At 43.6% G+C, this 19628-nt stretch carries 23 protein-coding genes and 1 pseudogene; 1 reads left to right on the top strand and 23 read right to left on the bottom strand.

Going from position 1 to position 19628, the window contains the following annotated elements; genetic code table 11:
* Window positions 1–6: 6 nt before the first annotated feature.
* The 13 genes and pseudogenes from A3C46_08660 to A3C46_08600 all read right to left on the bottom strand — a co-directional run bounded on the left by A3C46_08660 (window position 7) and on the right by A3C46_08600 (window position 11449).
* A complete protein-coding gene (locus A3C46_08660) occupies window positions 7–597 on the bottom strand; it encodes a gliding-motility protein MglA (GenBank protein OGQ21446.1) in 591 nt (196 codons plus the stop codon).
* A gap of 232 nt (window positions 598–829) precedes the next feature.
* The gene (locus tag A3C46_08655) at window positions 830–2206 is read right to left on the bottom strand and encodes a hypothetical protein (GenBank protein OGQ21445.1); all 1377 of its coding nucleotides are present in this window, start codon (window positions 2204–2206) and stop codon (window positions 830–832) included.
* Window positions 2203–2859, bottom strand: a complete 657-nt coding sequence (locus tag A3C46_08650; protein OGQ21444.1) for a hypothetical protein — start codon at window positions 2857–2859, stop codon at window positions 2203–2205. The genes A3C46_08655 and A3C46_08650 overlap by 4 nt, the downstream gene beginning before the upstream one ends.
* 35 nt (window positions 2860–2894) lie before the next feature.
* A complete protein-coding gene (locus A3C46_08645) occupies window positions 2895–3929 on the bottom strand; it encodes a hypothetical protein (protein OGQ21443.1) in 1035 nt (344 codons plus the stop codon).
* A gap of 52 nt (window positions 3930–3981) precedes the next feature.
* Window positions 3982–4572, bottom strand: a complete 591-nt coding sequence (locus tag A3C46_08640; protein OGQ21442.1) for a recombination protein RecR — start codon at window positions 4570–4572, stop codon at window positions 3982–3984.
* The gene (locus tag A3C46_08635; GenBank protein OGQ21441.1) at window positions 4572–4904 is read right to left on the bottom strand and encodes a nucleoid-associated protein, YbaB/EbfC family; all 333 of its coding nucleotides are present in this window, start codon (window positions 4902–4904) and stop codon (window positions 4572–4574) included. The genes A3C46_08640 and A3C46_08635 overlap by 1 nt, the downstream gene beginning before the upstream one ends.
* Before the next feature lie 46 nt (window positions 4905–4950).
* Complete coding sequence (locus A3C46_08630) at window positions 4951–6504, bottom strand: DNA polymerase III, subunit gamma and tau (GenBank protein ID OGQ21440.1); 1554 nt, start codon at window positions 6502–6504, stop codon at window positions 4951–4953.
* A 183-nt stretch (window positions 6505–6687) separates the two neighbouring features.
* Window positions 6688–7656, bottom strand: coding sequence for a hypothetical protein (locus A3C46_08625; protein OGQ21439.1), 969 nt, complete (start codon window positions 7654–7656; stop codon window positions 6688–6690).
* A 13-nt stretch (window positions 7657–7669) separates the two neighbouring features.
* Window positions 7670–8167 carry a hypothetical protein gene (locus A3C46_08620; protein OGQ21438.1) on the bottom strand — a complete coding sequence of 166 codons (498 nt, stop codon included), beginning with the start codon at window positions 8165–8167 and terminating at the stop codon, window positions 7670–7672.
* On the bottom strand, window positions 8168–8572 hold the full coding sequence (locus tag A3C46_08615) for a hypothetical protein (protein ID OGQ21437.1): 405 nt from the start codon (window positions 8570–8572) through the stop codon (window positions 8168–8170).
* A complete protein-coding gene (locus A3C46_08610) occupies window positions 8569–9057 on the bottom strand; it encodes a hypothetical protein (GenBank protein ID OGQ21436.1) in 489 nt (162 codons plus the stop codon). Before A3C46_08610 ends, A3C46_08615 begins: the two co-directional genes overlap by 4 nt.
* Before the next feature lie 254 nt (window positions 9058–9311).
* A complete protein-coding gene (locus A3C46_08605) occupies window positions 9312–10844 on the bottom strand; it encodes a hypothetical protein (GenBank protein ID OGQ21435.1) in 1533 nt (510 codons plus the stop codon).
* A gap of 154 nt (window positions 10845–10998) precedes the next feature.
* Window positions 10999–11449: pseudogene (locus A3C46_08600) on the bottom strand (hypothetical protein).
* Between the two features lie 247 nt (window positions 11450–11696).
* Here A3C46_08600 and A3C46_08595 point away from each other — a divergent pair.
* Window positions 11697–12014, top strand: coding sequence for a hypothetical protein (locus tag A3C46_08595; protein OGQ21434.1), 318 nt, complete (start codon window positions 11697–11699; stop codon window positions 12012–12014).
* Here A3C46_08595 and A3C46_08590 read toward each other — a convergent pair whose 3' ends face one another.
* The 10 genes from A3C46_08590 to A3C46_08545 all read right to left on the bottom strand — a co-directional run bounded on the left by A3C46_08590 (window position 12015) and on the right by A3C46_08545 (window position 19546).
* Entirely contained in the window at window positions 12015–12533 is a 519-nt protein-coding gene (locus tag A3C46_08590) for a hypothetical protein (protein OGQ21433.1), read from the bottom strand.
* 72 nt (window positions 12534–12605) lie between these two features.
* Complete coding sequence (locus A3C46_08585) at window positions 12606–13526, bottom strand: cobalamin-binding protein (GenBank protein ID OGQ21478.1); 921 nt, start codon at window positions 13524–13526, stop codon at window positions 12606–12608.
* A gap of 118 nt (window positions 13527–13644) precedes the next feature.
* The gene (locus A3C46_08580; GenBank protein ID OGQ21432.1) at window positions 13645–14352 is read right to left on the bottom strand and encodes a hypothetical protein; all 708 of its coding nucleotides are present in this window, start codon (window positions 14350–14352) and stop codon (window positions 13645–13647) included.
* The gene (locus tag A3C46_08575) at window positions 14349–15806 is read right to left on the bottom strand and encodes a hypothetical protein (GenBank protein ID OGQ21431.1); all 1458 of its coding nucleotides are present in this window, start codon (window positions 15804–15806) and stop codon (window positions 14349–14351) included. Before A3C46_08575 ends, A3C46_08580 begins: the two co-directional genes overlap by 4 nt.
* The gene (locus tag A3C46_08570; GenBank protein ID OGQ21430.1) at window positions 15803–16360 is read right to left on the bottom strand and encodes a hypothetical protein; all 558 of its coding nucleotides are present in this window, start codon (window positions 16358–16360) and stop codon (window positions 15803–15805) included. Before A3C46_08570 ends, A3C46_08575 begins: the two co-directional genes overlap by 4 nt.
* A 129-nt stretch (window positions 16361–16489) precedes the next feature.
* A complete protein-coding gene (locus A3C46_08565; GenBank protein OGQ21477.1) occupies window positions 16490–16768 on the bottom strand; it encodes a hypothetical protein in 279 nt (92 codons plus the stop codon).
* A gap of 317 nt (window positions 16769–17085) precedes the next feature.
* Window positions 17086–17928, bottom strand: a complete 843-nt coding sequence (locus A3C46_08560; protein ID OGQ21429.1) for a hypothetical protein — start codon at window positions 17926–17928, stop codon at window positions 17086–17088.
* On the bottom strand, window positions 17879–18739 hold the full coding sequence (locus tag A3C46_08555) for a hypothetical protein (protein OGQ21428.1): 861 nt from the start codon (window positions 18737–18739) through the stop codon (window positions 17879–17881). The genes A3C46_08560 and A3C46_08555 overlap by 50 nt, the downstream gene beginning before the upstream one ends.
* Before the next feature lie 7 nt (window positions 18740–18746).
* On the bottom strand, window positions 18747–19019 hold the full coding sequence (locus A3C46_08550) for a hypothetical protein (GenBank protein ID OGQ21427.1): 273 nt from the start codon (window positions 19017–19019) through the stop codon (window positions 18747–18749).
* Window positions 19020–19084: 65 nt separating this feature from the next.
* Window positions 19085–19546: a hypothetical protein gene (locus tag A3C46_08545; protein ID OGQ21476.1), complete on the bottom strand. Its 462-nt coding sequence runs from the start codon at window positions 19544–19546 to the stop codon at window positions 19085–19087.
* Between the last annotated feature and the right edge of the window lie 82 nt (window positions 19547–19628).

Below are 19628 nucleotides of genomic sequence, written 5' to 3'. Positions count from 1 at the left end.
CCTACATCACGTTGATTCTTGTTTCAAATCGAGAAGGACTTGAGATCCAATAGACGTGAGCGCTTCAAACACACCTTTGTTTTGTGTTGCAATCGTTTCAAACTCCGGCGCTTTTTGTTTATTGAGAAGACGTGAAAGTTCTGCAACAGGGACTGCTCGTGGAAGATCTCGTTTGTTGTATTGAAAGACAAAAGGAATTTTTTCAGGGTCATCACCAGCTTGGCTCAACACTTCCTTTAAACTCCGAAGACTTTCGAGATTGGCTTCTGTTTTTTCAAGCGATGAATCAGCGATAAAAACAGCGCCATCAACGCCTTTCGATGTCAGCGAGCGCGCTGCTTGATAGCCAATTTCACCGGGAACAGTGTAGAGATGAAGACGAATGGTATAACCATTCAGCTTTCCCAGATGTAAAGGGACAAAATCGAAATAGAGGGTGCGATCGTTCTCTTGATTGAGTGAAATCAGCTCACCTTTTTTTTGCGTTGTCACCTGTTCATAGATTTTTTTGAGGGTCGTCGATTTGCCACACTGAGGCGGACCATAATAAACAACCTTGCAGTTAATCTCTTTTGTTTTGTCATTGATGAAAGACATTGGAAAATCCTATGGTATGAACTCATCGAAAGTCAAGAAGCCATCTCAAAAACTACCAAACTGGTTCACATTTTCTCTCGGGGGACAGACGCTGCGGTTACGCTCCTCGCGTCTTCTGTTTCCATCGGCGCGATCTTTTAGATTTGCATCGACGCGCCTCAGTCAAAGGCCCCCTGCGAAAAAATCTTCACCAGTTTGGTAGTTAATTTTTGATTACTGAGATCACTTCTTATCATTTTTTAATCTTTGCAAGTTCGTCATACAGATAAACGTTGGTCAGCATTCCTTTATAAAAATGATCGAGACGAAACGATTCATTGGGCGAATGAATCCGATCACTATGCAGACCATATCCCATAAGAATCGACGGAGCTTTTAAAACAGAGGCGAAAACCGCGGTAATCGGAATCGAAGCCCCTTCGCGAACTAAAATCGGTTTTTTTCCGAATCCTTTCTCAAATGCAAGGATCCCTGCGTGAAGGTAAGGGCTGTCAAAGGGGACCATCATCGGTGAACCACCATGAATAAGTTTTACTTCAATTTCCACTCCAGGTGGCGTTATTTTTTGCAGATATTCTTCGTAAAGACGAAAAATTTTATGAGGATCTTGATTCGCCACAAGACGGGAACTCACTTTAAATCCCCCTTCACTGGCAATCACCGTTTTTGCACCAGGTCCCGCATAGCCTCCCCAGATTCCATGAATATCGAGCGAAGGCCGTCCCCAATTGCGCTCTGCAGAGGTATAACCTTGCTCTCCCCAAAGCGCTGTAATTCCCAAATCCTTTTTTAACGCCGCATCATCATCGCCAATGGCTTTGAAAGCTTTTCGTTCTTCATCACTCAAAGGAGCCACATCATCATAAAAACCTGGAATTTGAATCACTCCATGGTCGTCTTGAAGTTTGGCAATGATATTCGCAAGAGCATTGAGAGGATTTTGAATCTTTCCCCCATACACTCCAGAATGAAGATCTCGATTCGGACCTTTTACTTTTACTTCTAAATAGCAAATGCCGCGAAGAGAGTAACAAATTGAAGGAAGGTCTTCCGCATGCCATGCGGTATCAGACAGAGCAACCGCATCGCAGGAAAGAAGCTCTGGATTTTTTCTCACAAAGGCTTCTGTCGCTTCTCCTCCGACCTCTTCTTCTCCTTCCAAAAAAACTTTCACATTCACCGGAAGTATTTTTCTTTTCGCAAGCATGGCTTCAAGAGCAAAAAATTGCGTTAAATATTGTCCCTTATTATCATTGGCGCCTCGAGCATAGATCCTCCCCTCTTTGACCACAGCGTCAAATGGGGGATGATCCCACTTCTCAAGCGGATCTTCGGGTTGCACATCTGTATGGCCATAACAAAGAATCGTCGGTTTTTCAGGACCGGCATGCAACCAATCCCCATACACACAGGGTTGACCTGCCGTGTCGTAGACACGAACATGTTCGAATCCGATTCGTTTTAAATGATCAGCACAAAAGTTCGCTGCCCGATAAACTTCCGGCTTCCGCTTGGGATCGGCCGAAACACTCGGAATTTTTATAAAATCAATAAGTGTTTGAAGATAACGTTGCTTATTGCTTTCCAGATATTGCATGATGTCGTTCATCTTTTTTCCTTCTTCTGTTTTTCCGTCGTCACGCGCGAAAAAAATTCTTGAAACTTATCGACCGCCCATTCCCATTCAGACCATCGTTTAATGTGTTGCATATCGACATCATGTTGAAGACAAATTTTAACGGCTTGTTCGAGCCCCTCTTCATCACCCCAGCGATACCAGATTCCAAGTCTCTGTCGCACACAATCAGTGACATTTAAAAGTTTCACGACTCCCTTTTGACTTCGAACCACCACAGTTTCTTCAATCGTCTCATCTCCCGCTGAAAGAGGCGGAGGAGAAAAATGAATTTCAAATGAAACTTTTGGATTCCAAAAAGAACGGAGTTCGCGAGGTTGAAACCCAAAACCTCGCATAAGCTTTTCCATCTCTTCAATATGATATTCCGTAATAACGAAATCGAGCGTCTTGGGTTGAATGGCAGGAGCATAAATCGCCGCACACGCAGCGCCGACAAGGACTGGATCATGACCCTTTTGGCGGAGAGTTTCAGAAAGATAGGCAGCAGCTTGCCGTACATTAAAAGAATTCCAAGAAACTCGTTTCAGATGTGGTTGAAGAGAAGATTTTTTCTTCGTTGTTTTTTTCTTCGCGGGAGCTGGTGTGGTCTTTTGTGTTGTTTTCTTTTTCTGGCGCTTCGGCATAGGGAGGAAATTTATTCCATAAGCCACCTGAGAACTCAAGGATTCATATCATTCGGCCAGAGCCGCTCCATCAGCGCACGCATACGAGGACTTGTTTCCACATGTGGTCCATTGACATCAATACGCGTTACCTCCCCGCAGTTGGCATTCGCAAGGCGAATTCGATACCACTCTACAGGAGCTTCATCATAAAAAGCATGATCCCCAACCATGTGTGTCAAAAGAGCAGCTCCACGAAGACAAATAGCCACAATTTCTCCTTGCTCATTTGTTCTTACCTGGGCTGGAAACTCTCGAATCCAAAGCTCGTCCCACTGATCAAAAACACGCGCTATATGATAGATTGTTTCCGCAGCAGTATAATCATTGCGTGATACAACGCGAGCGCGATAAATATCAGCATAGGCTTCACTTAAATCTTTGGGGGCATCAACCGTTTCCCCTGTAAAAAAATTTTCGTATCCATAAAACCGCGAAAGAAGTTGATCACGGAGAGGTGGAATCGTGACAGAAAGGTTTAAGCTGAGCCACAGGGGAAGTTCGCAAAGGCCCTCCCCACACGCAGATAGTATTTGAGCTTCTGCTGCGAGGAGTCCAAACATCCAGTTTTTCTTATCATTCAACACTTCTGGTGACATCGGATCATCAAAGGCAACATCAATTGTTGCTCCTGGGTGTTCTCGTTCAAGAAAGAGCGCCATCGTAAGGGCAAGAGGAGCTCCCATAGAATTTCCACCAAGATTAAAATCTAAACTTGTTGCATACATCGCTCGCGCAAGAGGAAGATGGAGAAGAGTAATATTTCGAAGAGTTAATGAAATTTTTTTTGGAATTCGCACCCCTTCGCCAAGGATCGAAACCGTCGCGAAACGTTTTTGAAGACCCAAAGGATAGGAAAGACTGTCAGTATATGCCGAGACGCCAAAAGTATACCCCGGGATGGCAAGAGCCTTATAGGCAGCAACCTTTTCACCTTGACTGGCAACCAGAAGCTGAAACGCCACCCTCTCCCCGTTACTCAATGAAATCTTATACTTTACAGATTGTTTTTCTTCACCACTTGCAAACATAAGAAGCCCCTCTTCAAGTGATAAAGATATCGGTCTGTTTCAAAAAAAGTTGCTATACTTCGTTGCGTTCTTCGAAGGCTCTGGTGAGGGTGGTGGCATCAATATATTCGAGATCGCCGCCAACAGGAACACCGCTGGCAAGACGGGTAAGCTTAATGCCCGTAGGGCGTAAGAGGCGAGTTAAATAAAGAGCTGTGGCTTCTCCTTCAAGATTAATATTGGTCGCGATCACCACCTCTGACATGGTTCTCCTCTCAAGCCGAGCTAAGAGTTCGCGAATACGCAAATCATCAGGACCAATCCCTTCAAGCGGAGAGAGCGCGCCGTGCAGCACATGATATCGTCCACGAAACACGCGCGTTTTTTCAATCGCCAACATGTCAGAAGGATCTTCCACAACACACAGAAGCATTTCATCACGTTTTGGATCATGACAAATGGGACAGGGATCAACATCGGTTAACGCGCAACAAATGGAACAGAGACGCACGCGCTCTTTTACCTCTAAAATAGCGCGCGCGAGATCTTCCGCATATTGCGGTTGTTGGCGCAGAAGATGAAAAGCAAAACGGAGCGCGGTCTTCTCACCAATGCCAGGGAGTTTCGAAAATTCATGAATCAATTTTTGAATGGAGTTCACCATTATCCAAATAATCCCCCAAGTTTTCCAAGCCCACCCATTCCTCCCATCATGCCTGAGAAGAGTTGCTCTGTCTCTTTCTGCGCTTTTCGAAACGCATCGCTGATCGCAGAGCGAATAAGGTCTTCAAGCATTCCTGTATTCTGAGAAGAGACAATGCTCGGATCAATCTTGACGGAGAGAACTTCATGTTCTCCGGTCATGATAATCGTCACCATTCCCCCACCGGCTGAACCTTCAAATTTCATCTTGGCAAGTTCCTTTTGCTTTTTCTTCATCTCTTTTTGCATTGATCGCGCTTGCTGCACTAAATCTTTCATTTCAAACAATCCCATAGAACTCTCCTGTTTCGTTTATCCTTCGACAAGCTCAGGATGACATTTATTCTTTGGAAAGGATTTTGACATCATGCACCCTTCCCCCTAAAATATTTGCCGCTTCGCGAACAGCATTGCTCTCAAGAGCTTCCTTGGTCACAGCCTGAGAACGTATTTTTTCTTCTTTCCCCTTTTTTCCCTGTTCTCCTTTTCGACAATCAATCACCAAGGAAAATTTTTGATGGAAAAAACGTTCCAATAATTGTGCTAAATGTTTTTTTCTCTCTTCTTCCAAAAGCATATCAGCATAGAGTGAGTTCTCAAATGAAAGTTTTACATTCTCTCCTTCTCTCACCACATCGACCGCATGTTGCAGCAATGAAGCCATCCGAGGTTCATTCGCCACAAGCCAACGTTGAAATTCTGGCCAATTGCGGGCAGCCTCTTCAATTTTTTTTGGTGAAGGTGCTGGTTCGCGACTTTCCATAAACTGTTCTATTTTTTCCATTAATTCTCCAATCGGTCGCACCGGCTCAACACGACAGAGACGAAGAAGGAGAATTTCTAAAAGAAGTTTTGGAAAAGAAGAACGCGCGATATCATCACTGGCGCGATAGACATACGTAAAAAGTTGCTGAAGTTCATCAACATCTCTTTTTGAAGCAAGAAAACGGAGACGTTCAATTTCTTCAGAAGGTAAATCTAAAAGCGTTACTTCTCCTCCGCAACTTTTGAGAACAAGGAGATGTCGAAACATTTCCAGAAAATCAAACGTCAGTCGTGAAAGATCGAGTCCTTCGTTAAACATCTCTTCGAGAAAAAGAAGACCTCGCTGAGGCTCTCGATCAATGACCGCTTCAATCATTTCAAAAAGTCGCTTACGATCGAGAAATCCCAACATTGATTGAATACGGGACGTTGAAATATCGCCCTCTGAAAAAGCAATGGCCTGGTCAAACAGAGATTCCGCATCGCGCATACTTCCTGAAGCTTCGCGAGCCAGAAGTTGAAGAGCATCTTCTTGGACGTTTATCTTTTCACGAGAAGCGATCATCTGCAGAGCTTGAACAATTTTACTGACAGAAATGCGGCGAAAATCATAACGCTGACAACGGGAAAGAATCGTTGCCGGAATTTTATGAACTTCAGTCGTTGCAAAAACAAATACGACATGGGCCGGTGGTTCTTCTAATGTTTTCAGAAGCGCATTAAAAGCATTGGTCGAAAGCATGTGCACTTCATCAATAATATAAATTTTATATTTTCCTGAAGAGGGGAGATACTGAACACGATCGCGAATTTCGCGTACATCATCCACACCCGTATTCGAAGCTCCATCAATTTCCTGAACATCAAGAGAAGAACCAGAGGTGATATCTTGGCAGGAACGGCATTGATTGCAGGGTTCAATCGCAGAAGAGACTTCACAATTGAGAGCTTTTGCTAACAGACGAGCTACCGTTGTTTTTCCAATTCCACGCGCGCCTGTGAAAAGATAGGCATGATGAATGCGCTTGGAAGTTAAGGCATTTTGAAGTGTCGAGGTAATATGTTCCTGACCAATCACTTCTGAAAACGTCTGAGGCCGATATTTTCGTGCTAAGACTTGATATGTCATAGATGCTCCTCTAGGTAGATAAGAGACATGGAAAAATCAATAACTCAAATCTTTTTATAAGTTGTTCAAAAAGGACCAGATGCAAGGCAGCCAGACGAAGCCGACTGAGACGTACTGAAAAGTACGTCGCAAGGAGCGCTGAGGAAGGCAACGAAGCAGATAGGACTTTTTCAACAACTTATTTTAAGGAAAAATTTCAGCCCAAGACTGCGTGGAAGGATTCACCCCCGACAAAAAAAGACTTGTCGTCAATGAATTCACCATGTGACCTTGACTATACTCCAGCACTACGCTTCCGGAAAGATTCACGTCATTTGAACTAATAACACCGCCTGCTATCCCCACATTTCCCGTAAGGGTCACGTCGAGACCGACAGCTCCTGTCGTATAAATGAGACCATCATACGTGACATTGCCGGAGACATGCACATCTCCCATGACAATGAAAATAGCCGATCCACTGGTAGTATCTACATTTCCGCTTAAATTGACGTCTGCAGGAGAACCATCAGCATGAGCATCAATAAAGATAACACCATTGAGTGAAGAAGGATTGGCAGAAAAATCACCTTGAAAATAGTTTCCATCGGGACGCGCAGCAAATCCATTTGAGGTATTCGCGCGAGCAGCAGCGATGGCAGCAGCAACGTCCAGAACTGGAATCGCGCTTCCATTTTGTGTTACCGGTCCATACACATGAGCGCTGCCATCCACATTCAATGTCTGCTCTGTATAAACAGCATTGCCAAACGCAGAACTATAGCGACTGACAGTCGCTTGAATATATCGAGTCGCATTCCCCATGCTTCCTTGAACCGTAACGATGACTTTATTATTGCTGTCCAGATTATTATTCCAATCACCATCACTATCATCGGTAACGGTGGCATCAAAAGATCCTCCTGCAAAACTTGTTTGAGGAAATGACGCCGCATTATTCCAAGAGGTCCAACTATTTTTGAGGGTATACTGCGCCATACGAAGTCCGCCTTCCGCAGCATAGAGCGCACGTTCCGACTGAAGAAGCCCACTCGTTTTCTCTGAATCTTTGGAAACAAGTTGAGTTCCAACAGAAGTAAAAAGCGACAAAAGCATCAACATGGTGATAACCACCACGGTCGACATCCCTTTTTGATCGCCGAAAGAAAACACGGTCACTCCCTTCTTATTTCACATTTCGTAACTGCGCTTCTGACATCATGCTCAAATTTTTTCCTTCACGTTGAACGGTCAAATTCATGCGAACTGATCGAACATTGGTGGAAGCAGGATTGATGGTCGGATTCGCAATTTGAGTTCCGTTCTCATCGTAGTAGGTAAAATTCAGAGCATTCATCTGATCGAGTAAAATCTGATTGTTTCGCATTAAATTATTTCCACTGAGCCAATATCGAATCGTCGTTCCCGTTGTATTGATAAAACGAACTTCATTATTTGTCGCTATAAGCAAATCGATATTACTTCTGACCGTGCGACTTTCCTGAGAAAAACGAAAACAAGTCTCAGAAGTATCGCGTCCAAGTTCACGCGCAACGATTTGCAAACGTTTTGATTCGAGCGTTAATGAAGTAATGTGATAGAGAAATAAAAGCGCCGTCGTCGTCATCACCAACAACGCCACCATTTCAATAATCGTAAAACCTTGTTCTCGTCGGTTTTTCATTTAACTCCCCACATTGGTGACCAGCGTTACTAATCGAACATTGAGAGTGGGAATCGTCGTATTCGTGACAATGACCTCCACTCGTTTAAAGTTGGTGACGGTTGGATCAACTGAAACATCTAAATTATTTTGTGCGACATACGAAACATTTGTCTGATATCGATAGGTATCAAAGGGAGCGGCAAACGCAGTCAGGCCTTGGGATGCAACTTGTGCAAAAGTTTTTCGAATCACTGCTTGTTCGAGTTGTTGTTGCGTTAAGTACGTTGCAATTAAAACAGGATTTTGATCCGCTTGTCTTTCTTGAAGGCTCGCAAAGGCAACCAGCATTGGAGGAATACTCACTCCAAGAATGAGAATGATCAAAATCATTTCGATAAGGGTAAACCCTTTGACGCATTTCATAAACCGACAATCCTCCCGACTTCAGGACTTACCGTAATACTGGCGGTCCCTGCACTATTTGAAATCACAATTGTTCCCGTAGTGGTCAGAGCATTTCCATTTCCACTCCGCGGAGTTCCTTGCGCATCAAAAAGAAGAGTGGCGCTTCCACCAAAAGTCGCACTGACTAAATTTAAACCCGAGAAATGGATGTCAGTGGAATAATTCACGACAAGATTTTGCGCACGATTTGCAGGATCGAGAACAGGCGTTGCGATCGATGTTTGAAAAACGGTGTAGCGCTCAAAAGCAGGTTCAAAAAAAATACCAAATCTTCCGCCACGGCTCATGGCAAGAGATTTTGCGTACTGCAGGTCATTGATGAGTCGTTCTTCTGCAAGCTCCAATCGAGTTGGATCGAATTGAAATGAAGTCACCAGCGTGAGAGCCAAAATCGAAAAGAGCGAGAGAACCCCAATCACCTCTAGGAGTGTAAAACCTCGCATGACCGAACCCCCCTCTCTCGGCCTTTATTGTACGCCTCTCAAAGAGTGGAAACAAATCCGAAAATTTTTCTCAGATTGAGAAAAAAGATAAGGACTTTTTGAAAGATGATTATTTTTCTTAAAGGACCCTCTGAAAAAAGCCGGATAATCCTCCGCTCGTCCTGAGCCTGTCGAAGGACGACATGAAAAATCAGGGAGTTCCGTGCTTACGCTCCGACAGGCTCAGCATGAGCGGTTACTTTTTCAGAGGTTCCTTAAGATTGATCTCTTGGTATACATTCCGCTTCAGTGCACAAAATACTTGTTGTTTGCGGCAACGAAAGCTCAAGGGTCCGAACAGTTTTTTTCTGAAGATCAATAACGCGAATAAGATGATTGTTGGTATCCGTCACAAAGAGCTGATCACCAATTTTGATCACATCGTTTGGCTCTTGAAAAAGAGCATACCCCCAACCACCATCAAAAAAACCGGAAACACCTTTCCCGGTGATGTTGACAACTTTCTGTGTTGCTGGATCATAACGTCGAATCGCATGATTATAGCTATCGGCAATATACACTCCACTCTCATCGGCAAAAACTCCGAGAGGATGTTGGAGCTGCCCCTCTTTCCCTTTCCCATCTTTGAAACCAAAATCAAAAAGGCCAGTACCGATAAGAGTCGTAATGCGACCATCTTCCAAAACACGAAGAGAACTCGTTTCAGAATCGACGAAATAGAATTTCTTTCCTAATCTCGAAATGCCGCTCGGTTGAGAGAGAGAATTGTGAGGATAACGACCGTCATCCATCGATTCGATTCCATTTCCAGCAATCACACGGAGCTGCGCTCTTTCTCGGTGATATCCCCAGAGTTGATGTGTGCCAGCCATCGCGATTATTATTTCTTTTTCATCAGGTGAAAGCTCGAGATCCCACGGGGAACTCAGTGGAGTTTTAAGGGCATCATTTCCTTCGACCTCTCGTTCAAATCCCTGTTTTCCAAGACCAGCAATCGTCGTTACTTTTTGTGTATTCAAATTAATTTTTCGAAGCAGATGATTTTCCGTGTCCGCAACATAGAGAATATTCTGCACATACAAAAGTCCTTGAGGTCCATTGAAACGTGCTTCAGAAAAACTCCCCTCTTTCCATCCCGCGCTCTCTTTTTCTCCGATAACCAGTTGAATCTCTCCCTGAAGCGTCATTCCCAAAATTCGATGATGACTTGAGTCAGAAACAAAAAGAAGTTTTCGATCTGGAGCATACGCAAGTTTTCCTGGAAATTTCAGGAACGAGGGAGATTTTTTATTTGCCTCGAGATTCAAAGGCAAAGGTTCGATATTGTAACCTCCGGTATATGCTTTCTGAAGTCGCCCAATATCGTCACGAAGTTCGTTGAGATGTCCCTCGCCAGAATAGATGCGATCGATTCTTCCTTCGGGATTTAAAAGCACAAGCGTTGGCCACGCGCGTACGCCAAAACTTTTCCAAATGCGAAATGGTGCGTCATTCACAACTGGATGTTCGATATGATGTCGAAGCACAGCAGCGCGAATATTGTCTTCATCGCGTTCATTGAAAAATTTTCCAGAGTGAACTCCGATCACGGTGAGATGCTCGCCAAATTCTGCTTCGAGTTTTTTCAGATCGGGAATCACGTGAAGACAGTTGATGCAACAGTAGGTCCAAAAATCGAGAAGAAGAATGCGACCTTTGAAATCCTCGGCTTTGAGCGGTCGAGAGGTATTGAGCCAGCCGTAATCTTGCTCTAACACACGATGCAATGAAGTTTCTGAGAATGACATCACATTTCTCCTCATAAGGGGATATTTCCATACAAAGACTGCTCCAATGCAAACACCAAGTAGATAGATTAAAAATCGTTTCATGGTTTATGAGCCAAAAGGTGTCTGGCAGATTTCTGGCACCTTTTGGTCTGCGGCATTTTCAAACGTGTTCTTAAAAAAAACTGCTTATTTTGGCGCAAATCTTTTCTAAAAATTCTCGATCTTTTGAAGTAAATGCCGAAAGTTGATGGGAGTCAATATCGAGTCCTCACGATAGTTCCATCTTTCATGATGGGAACGACGATTTCTGATTTTACTTTCACACTACAAGAGAGATAGTTCGTCTCTTTTGACACATCTGCCACCACAAAGGTCTTTTTGGTTTGAGCCGCCTGACCGCAGATCCCCTGTCCAAAGCGAATGCACGTATGATCCGTCGGCTCTCCTGCATAAGGACCAAGCACAAGTTCATCTGATTTTTGGGGATCAACCAGATAAAACCCGACCCAATGGTAGTGTGAAATTTTCTCTTTCAAGAGATCACAAATGCTTTGGAGGAGACTGTCTCGTTCACCATCATGCGCAATGAGCCAATCAATTCGCTTGAACAATATATTCAACATTCTGATGCTCTTTAAAGAACTATCCTTTTCTTAGATTTTCGTATTTTTTTCGAAGTTCCGGATTTTTTTCCCAGACCTCAAACATAAAAGCACGAACTTGATCGAGCCAAGTCAATACTTGCTCCGGTGTTAACTTCATCGGCGGGTTCTCACGATTCCATTTTTCCCACGCTTTTTTTCTTTATCTTTGTTCATCATCTTTGCTCTTTTTTAGCATCTTCACATCAAAAAGATCTTTTTAGAATCTATGTCATTCCTGCGAAAGCAGGAATCCAGATGTTTAACCTTTCTGGATCCCCGCCTGCGCGGGGATGACAAAGATGGTATTTTTCAACACTCCCTTATAAAGAATCATGTCGAGAAAAGAGCTGGATTACTGAAAAGATGCAAGTCATTTTGTGTCTTTTTTACCAAATTAACTTTGCGTGAGTATGGTGTCATTCCTGCGAAAGCAGGAATCCAGAAAATATTGAAAACACTGGATCCCCGCCTACGCGAGGATGACATATTTAAAAAGTTAAAGCACTATAGGGCGAGAATGTTTTCTGCTTCTTGCAAGAGTTGATTAATCAGTTTCACCAACGAGTTTTCCATATTCACTTTCAGCCTTCTTCGCCGCAAGCATAAGTTCTGCTGAAATTTGAGCTGGTGTCATTCCTTCTTGATAAGGAATGTAGAAACGAACTTTTTGTGGAGAATCGTCATAATCTCCAAAATTTGCAGCAAAAGTTTGCACACTTCCTGATGGTTCAAAACCTCGAAACACAAAATCGTTCCCGACTTCGCATGCTGTAACCACGGCAGTTTCAAGCGATCTCAGAGCAACCTCTGCTGCTTTTTTCACGTTTGGATCAAAGATTCCTGCGTTTCCATGTTTAATGTTATTCGTTCTTGCATATTTTCCACTCTTCCATACAGCTTCCACGCTTTTCCCAATAAGGTCTTTTCGAATTTCAGATAACTTCGCTCCTTCAACTTTTTCATCTCCTCTTGGCGTGAACATCGCTTCGACATAGCCAGTTTCACCTACTTTTACTTGAACACTGCGACATTGAATAAGAAACTTATCTCCTGCACTGAACATAAAGACCTCCTTAATACATCCCTCACCATGATGGTTTCCGTCATTATCGAAAGAAAACCATTAAAAGTTGCGCTAAAAAAGAAAACGCTTCCAGCCAGTTCCTTCATGTCCGAAAGCGAACATATCGGGATGAAAAATTTCGGCAAGGATCTCGAGCGACTCAACAAGTCGTGGGCCGGGGCGATTGAAATATTGATTGCCATCCGCGATGATGACTTGTCCTACCTGAACAGCGCGCAGCGCTTTCCACTCTTTGCGATCGCGTAAAAGATGCATCTCTTCAAGCGTGCGGGGAATATCAAAACCACACGGAAGCACTATAATGATATCGGGATTTTTTTGAACCAGTTCTTCCCATGTCATCCAGGGAGAATGTTTTCCGGCAATGCCAAAAAGATTCACACCACCAGCAAGCTCTACGAGTTCCGGCATCCAGTTGCCAGCACTCATTAAAGGATCAATCCACTCGATACACGCGACAGTTGGTTTTCGGCTGACATCAGCAACACGGGTTTCAATATTTCGAATGCGCTGCTGAAGGGATTCAATAAGTTTCTCAGCTCTCTCCTCAACATCGAGCGCAGCTCCGACTTTTTTGATATCGCGCCATAAATCGGCGAGACAGTTGGTCTCTAATGAGACAACTTTTAGATCAGCGCCCATGAGTTCACAGGTCGCTGCTTCGACATCTTTGAGACTCACCGCACACACTTCACACTGCGTTTGGGTCACAATCACATCAGGGCGTAAATGTTTCAGCATCTCTCCTTTGACGCGATAAACAGAGAGCCCTTCCTGGACAATCGCTTTGACGCGTTGGTCAATTTCGTAACTTGTTCCATGCGTTCCAAATTTGACTTCGGTACAACACGGAAGAGCTTTGACTGATTCCGGGTAATCGCATTCATGCGATCGACCGACCATCTGATCACGACACCCTAAGGCGCAGATGATTTCAGTACTGCTGGCGATGAGAGAAACAATGCGGTGCATAGAAAGACTAGAACGAAGGAGTCGATGAATGTCAATTTTGAAATAAGTGCCGTGCACTTAATTGAGAGAAAAATGCATTTAAAGAGAGAATTTTTTCATTTAAGTGCACGGCACTTATTTAAGAAAATGGCCAAAACTCTGGAATCAATTTATAAAGAGAAGAAGTTTTATTGATGGTCAATATTTTCTCATCAACCTGTTTCACGGGCATCAGCCCTTTGAGGGAACTCGTAATATAGAGCTGCATGTTTGGAACAAGGGGCCAAGCGATCCTTCCTTCCATTACTTTTCCTTTGTATCGCTCAAGAACTTTCTGTTCCATAATTCCGGGAAGTCGAAAGTCTTTTCGAGAAGGAATCACGATCTGCCCATCGTACAGAGCAATGACATTCGCTTTACTACATTCAAGAACACGTCCCTGAGCATGACACAAACACTCGACACATCCTTTCTGCTCCGCCAATTGCATGGCTTCATTATAGCCCTGCCGATCATACCGTTTCAGATGGGCCGATCCGCTCGGATCTGGGTGAGAAGTTTGGGTAAGCGTAACCCCTTTCACGTAAAGCTCACGGGGAAAGGGAACATACTTTTCGACCAAAACTTCGGCCTTCTCTTTGGTGACCACAAGAAGAATGCGACATAATTCTCGCTCTAAACCCTTCTTTTGAAGTTGATCTCGAATTTCTTTTTCAACATCAGCAGGTTTCGCTTCTATTTCTAATGGTTTTATTCCGCCTTCAAGGCGCTTCATGTGTTCCTTGAAGTATTCGATCTTACCCTCTTTATATCGAAGGGTTTCAAAAAAACCTGGTAAGGAAGTCATATATTTATCCTTTTTAGAATTTCAAACATCGATTTTCCCTTTTGAAGGGTCTCTTCATACTCCTGTTTTGGATCCGAATCAGCAACAATCCCCCCTCCGAGATGAAAAAAGAGCTTTCGCTCTTTCATAATGATTGTACGAATCGCGACGTTAAGATCAAAATCGCCATTGAATGCCACATAACCGAGACTGCCATAGGCAAAGCCTCGTTTTACCGGTTCTATGCCTTCAATCATCTCCATGGCACGTAACTTTGGACAACCTGTAATCGATCCGGCGGGAAAACAGGAGCGAATAACATCAAAAGATGAAATCGAAGGATCGAGTTGAGCTTCAATCGTTGCCACGAGATGAAAGACATTCGTATAAGCTTCAATTCTTTTTGGATCAGTGACCTTCACACTGCCAGGGATCGCCAATTTTCCGAGATCATTGCGCATCAGATCGACAATCATTGCGAGCTCAGCTCCATCCTTACTGCTGTTCCAGAGAACACTTTGTAATTTTTCATCTTCATCATCAGTTTTCCCTCGTGGACGCGTCCCTTTAATTGGAGAGGTTATCACCCGCGTTCCCTCTCGCTTTAAAAACCGTTCCGGCGACGTGCTGATAAGCGTCGCTTCTGGAAACTGCAGATACGCCATCATGGGTGCTGGATTTATTTCTTCAAGAACTCGAAAAAGCAAAAAGGAATCTGCAGAAAAGGGGGCAGCCCCGAAACGTTGAGAGATATTGGCTTGGTAGATGTCCCCTTCGTGAATGTGGTGAATGATTTTTTTTACGGCATGAAGGTACTCAATTTCGGTGAAGTTTGAAGAGAGTTCTTTATGCTCAACTCGACATTCTTTCTCACTTACCCTCTGAGACTCCGTCTCTCTGAAGCTTGAGAGATCCCGGGATGCATTGCGAAAGAATCTCTCGTTTCGCAAAGAATCTGCATCAGTCTTCTTCCATATTTTATGGTTCATGGTGCATGGTTCATGGTCCTTTACAATAACTTCAATCTTCCATGCTTTGCGCTCTACTTCATCAAACAATACATAATTTCGAAAAAAGACGAAGATGAGATCTGGAAGGTTCACATCCTCACGTGCATATGATGGCATCTCTTCGATCATCTCTTTGAGGTCATACGAAAAGGCTCCGATGGCACCGCCACAAAAATGAAGATATTCATCGAGGTCAAAATGAGAAGCATCAAAAATTTTTTGGAGAAATTGAAATGGATCTTCATCACACCATTCAATTCCATGTGCTGTTTCAAGAGAGCAACGTCGACCTTTGGCGCGAGCAATAAGATAAGGATGCATTCCCAAAAGCGAAAAACCATGTCCGGAAATTTTCCCTGATGTTTTCAAAAGCGCAAAGATTTCATCTCGCTGAGGAATACATTCAAAAATCGAGTTCAACGAAAGAGGAGTTATCTGAATATCGTGAATTTGCGGAATCTTCATGATCGATAAAAATTCAGGAGCATCTGGTTTCCATAAGGCGTCAGAAAAGATTCAGGATGAAATTGGACGCCATAAAGATTTTTTGTGTGATGGGACATCGCCATAGGAATGCGATCTGCCGTCCACGCCGTTAAAATAAAAGACGTGGCCAATTGATCGATTTTTAAAGAGTGGTAACGAGCGACTTCGCAGGAAGAAGGAATACCGTGAAAAAGCATGGAGTCATTATGAAAAATGGAACTTGTTTTTCCATGCATGGGTCGATCATCTTTACAAATGGTTCCGCCAAAGAATTCATTCATCGCCTGCATTCCTAAACAAATCCCTAAGATGGGAATGCGATCCGAAAAATATTCCATCACCTGATACATAAAAGGATGATCTGATGGTCGACCAGGACCTGGAGAAAAAATAATTTTTTGAGGTGAAAGTTTTTCAATATCAGCGAGCGAAGTTTCAGAAGCTCGCTTCACCACACATTCATACCCACACTTTCGCGTCTCTTGAGAAATATTGAAGGTAAACGAATCGAGATTATCGAGAATGAGGATCATAGAATAATTAACTTTTAGGATGTCATCCTCGCGAAAGCGGGGATCCAGAAGCTTTCGCAGGAATGACATCGTATGAATGACAAAGAGCCGACAAAATGTCGGCTCTTGAATAAACATCTTTCACATTTGTTAAGCTGAAAAAGATGAACCGCAACCACAGCCACCGCTCGAGTTTGGATTTTCGACCACAAAACCAGCACCCTGCATGGTTTCAAGATAATCAATGGTGCTTCCATTTAAAAGCTTCATGCTCATGGAATCAACAATGACAGAAACATCGCCAGCTGGGAATTCTTGATCCCCTTCGCGTTTCGCATCAAAAACAAAATCATAGGAATAGCCTGAACAGCCACCTGCACGAATCGCAATGCGCAACAATTTTCCCTGGGCTCCTGGCATTTGATCCATGAAGCCTTTCACCTTTTCACCCGCTTTTGCGGTAATCGTAAGCGTTCCGCCCTCAAGAGGTGCTGTCTCTTTTTGCTCTACTTTTGGTGTCTCCTCCGCAGAGTGACAACCACACGAACCACAACCTGAAGCTGCAAACATAATGGACTCCTTTCAGATACAGGGGATGCATAAGAGAGAACAGGGACGATTGTCAATAAACTTGTTATAAGAGTTCTATTTCAAAACATTTTCTGATACGGGTCCTGTCACCTCCGACGTTCCACCTCCCCGCTAACGCGGGGCACCCCTGGGATCCGTCGTCGGTGCCACCCCAATCATTTGTCAGTTTTGAAATAGAACGCTTCATCAAGGTTCGTTAACAAACCATCTTTAATCCAGCCTTGCAATAGTTGCGCAGTGTTGGTCACTCCAACATTCCCAAGAGCGTCATATGCTTTTTCACAGAGTTCCCCAAACGTCACCCCATTGTGAAGGAGCGCGAGGAGTTCATGCTCAAGACCGTCAACCACACGATATTTCACGTCAAACTGAGGACGCCATATGAGATACGTCACTTCTTGTTTTACTGGAGTCATGATTTCTTCTTTTTCTACTGTACTCCCCAGAGAGGGGCGCAGCCCTTCGTAAAGAGGCGCCGTCTCCCATGAAAGAGAAAGAAGACGACATGAAGGAAGAAGAGAAAATTTTATTTTCTCCCACATCTCAGGAGAAATTTCTGCCAAGCGATTTTGCGAAAGAAGTTTTGCATCAGGAGCATCGATCACATCTAAAAGTTGCCATTCAAAACGAGCAAGATCAGAAAGAAAAGGCGATATCTGATGATATTCCGTACTCTTCAAAAAATCGGGAAGTCTTGCACCTGCATAACGAAGCGACCAGTGTTCTGATGGAAAGCTTCCAACATAATTCGCCACCACATGCGCAAAAGATTCAGAGCCAAGAAATGCTCTCACAGCTGGAAAATCTTCTTGAAGGCAATTGAGCAGACGAAAAAAATACATCTGCGCATAAATATCGAGCCGCTCCTCAGCGCTTAAACGGTGATCACCCTGAATGGGAAGCTCGCATAAAGCAAGCTTTCGTATTGCAGCTTGAACGCCATGAGGATCAGAGATGAGCTGCCACACCAGTTTCTGTGTTTGTTCGAGCGTGTGCATAGGCTTCATAAAGTTTTTTTGCTTTATCTGCGGACGATTTCAACTCTTCAAAGGGAGGAATATGATCATCCCACTCAATGAGCGTTGAAATATTTCCAAAACGTTCAAGCGCTTTGGTGTAGAGCTTCCACACTTCAGATTTAATTTCGTGATCATGGGTATCGAGCAAGTGCGTTTCATATTCCGTATGTCCTGCTAAATGAAACTGTTTGACGCGATCTGGTGGAATCGCAGAGATAAACTTCATCGGATCAAAAGAATGATTCACAGAACTCACATAAATATTATTAATATCCAGAAGCGTTTTACAATCTGCTTCTTCCACAATCGCTTTTAAAAATTCCCACTCACTCATCGTGGAATGCTTGTATTCCATATAGCTCGAAACATTTTCGAGAAGCATCTGACACCCCAGATGATCTTGGACTTGTTGAATCCGTTTTGCCACATGCGTAATTGCTTCTTCGGTATAAGGCAGTGGCAAGAGATCATGAGAATTATGCCCGCCAGTGCACGCAAAACAGAGATGATCTGAAATCCATTTTGGTTTCACCACATCTGCCAGTTTTTTGAGACGTTTCAGATAATCTTTATTCAGCGGATCTGTTGAGCCGATCGAAAGTGAAACTCCATGCATGACCAGCGGATAGCGTTCTTGAACTTGTTCGAGGATATAAAGAGGTCGGCCTCCGTCCACCATATAGTTTTCGGAAATGATCTCAAACCAATCGATTTGAGGCCAGTGTTCCAAGATATGACTATAATGCGTGGTCCGGAGGCCGACGCCAAAACCTAAAAAAGGAAATTCCATTTGTTCCTTACTTAACTGTTCCACCCTTTTTTACACAATCTTCTTTTTTCATCATTTCCCAACCCTGCCCTTTGCATCCATTTTGTCCATGACATCCATTTTTTGCGCCTGCGCATTCGCTATGACCTTTACATTCATTGACCCCGAAACATTTTACCTTTGCGGTGGTTTCTGTTTTTGCTGTTGTCGTTGGTTGGGTGTTATCCGCAATTGCTTTTCCCGCGAAGAAAAAACCTGCCACTGCTGCTGCAACTACTGCACCTTTATATGATCGCTTCATGAATCCCCCACAAGCACATCAGTTCTGCTTCCCTGCATCACCATGACACAAACAGAAACGAACTGTTATGAACAACAACTTGTTTTTGTTCCTGAAGAACCGACATCACTCTGGCAACATTTCTTTTTGATCACATAATCGATGGAAAACATTCCCGGCCCAAAAGAGAGAACCAAAAGTGTCGTCAGTAAAAAGAGAAATGGATCCTGCGCAAAAAAAGTTTCAGGATCTTTGAAGATATTTTTCACGGCTTCCAGATGTGCCGTAAAAAATGCGACAATCATCGTCACTGATAAAGGAATTGAAACGAAACGGGCAGCTAAACCGATCAATAAAAAAGCTCCGCCAATCATTTCAATGGCAGCAACGACGTAGACCATAATGTGAGGAAAAGGAATGGCGAGATTGGTAAAAAATCCCGTCACTTGTTCTGTATTCATAAACTTCCCTTTCCCTGCCATCAAGAAATGCCAACCAAAATAGAGACGCAACAACAAAAGAACAAAACTTCCGAGCACGCATGACATTTTGCACCAGCAGTCACACTCGGTAAAAAAACACTTCACACTTGGACATTTGTGCATATTTCCCCCTTTTGATGATGTGGAA

The organism is Deltaproteobacteria bacterium RIFCSPHIGHO2_02_FULL_44_16 (assembly GCA_001798185.1).
In the GTDB taxonomy this organism is placed as follows: domain Bacteria; phylum UBA10199; class UBA10199; order 2-02-FULL-44-16; family 2-02-FULL-44-16; genus 2-02-FULL-44-16.
The sequence above is the reverse complement of the archived record's forward strand: the minus strand, read 5'-3'. Positions and strand labels throughout refer to the sequence as shown.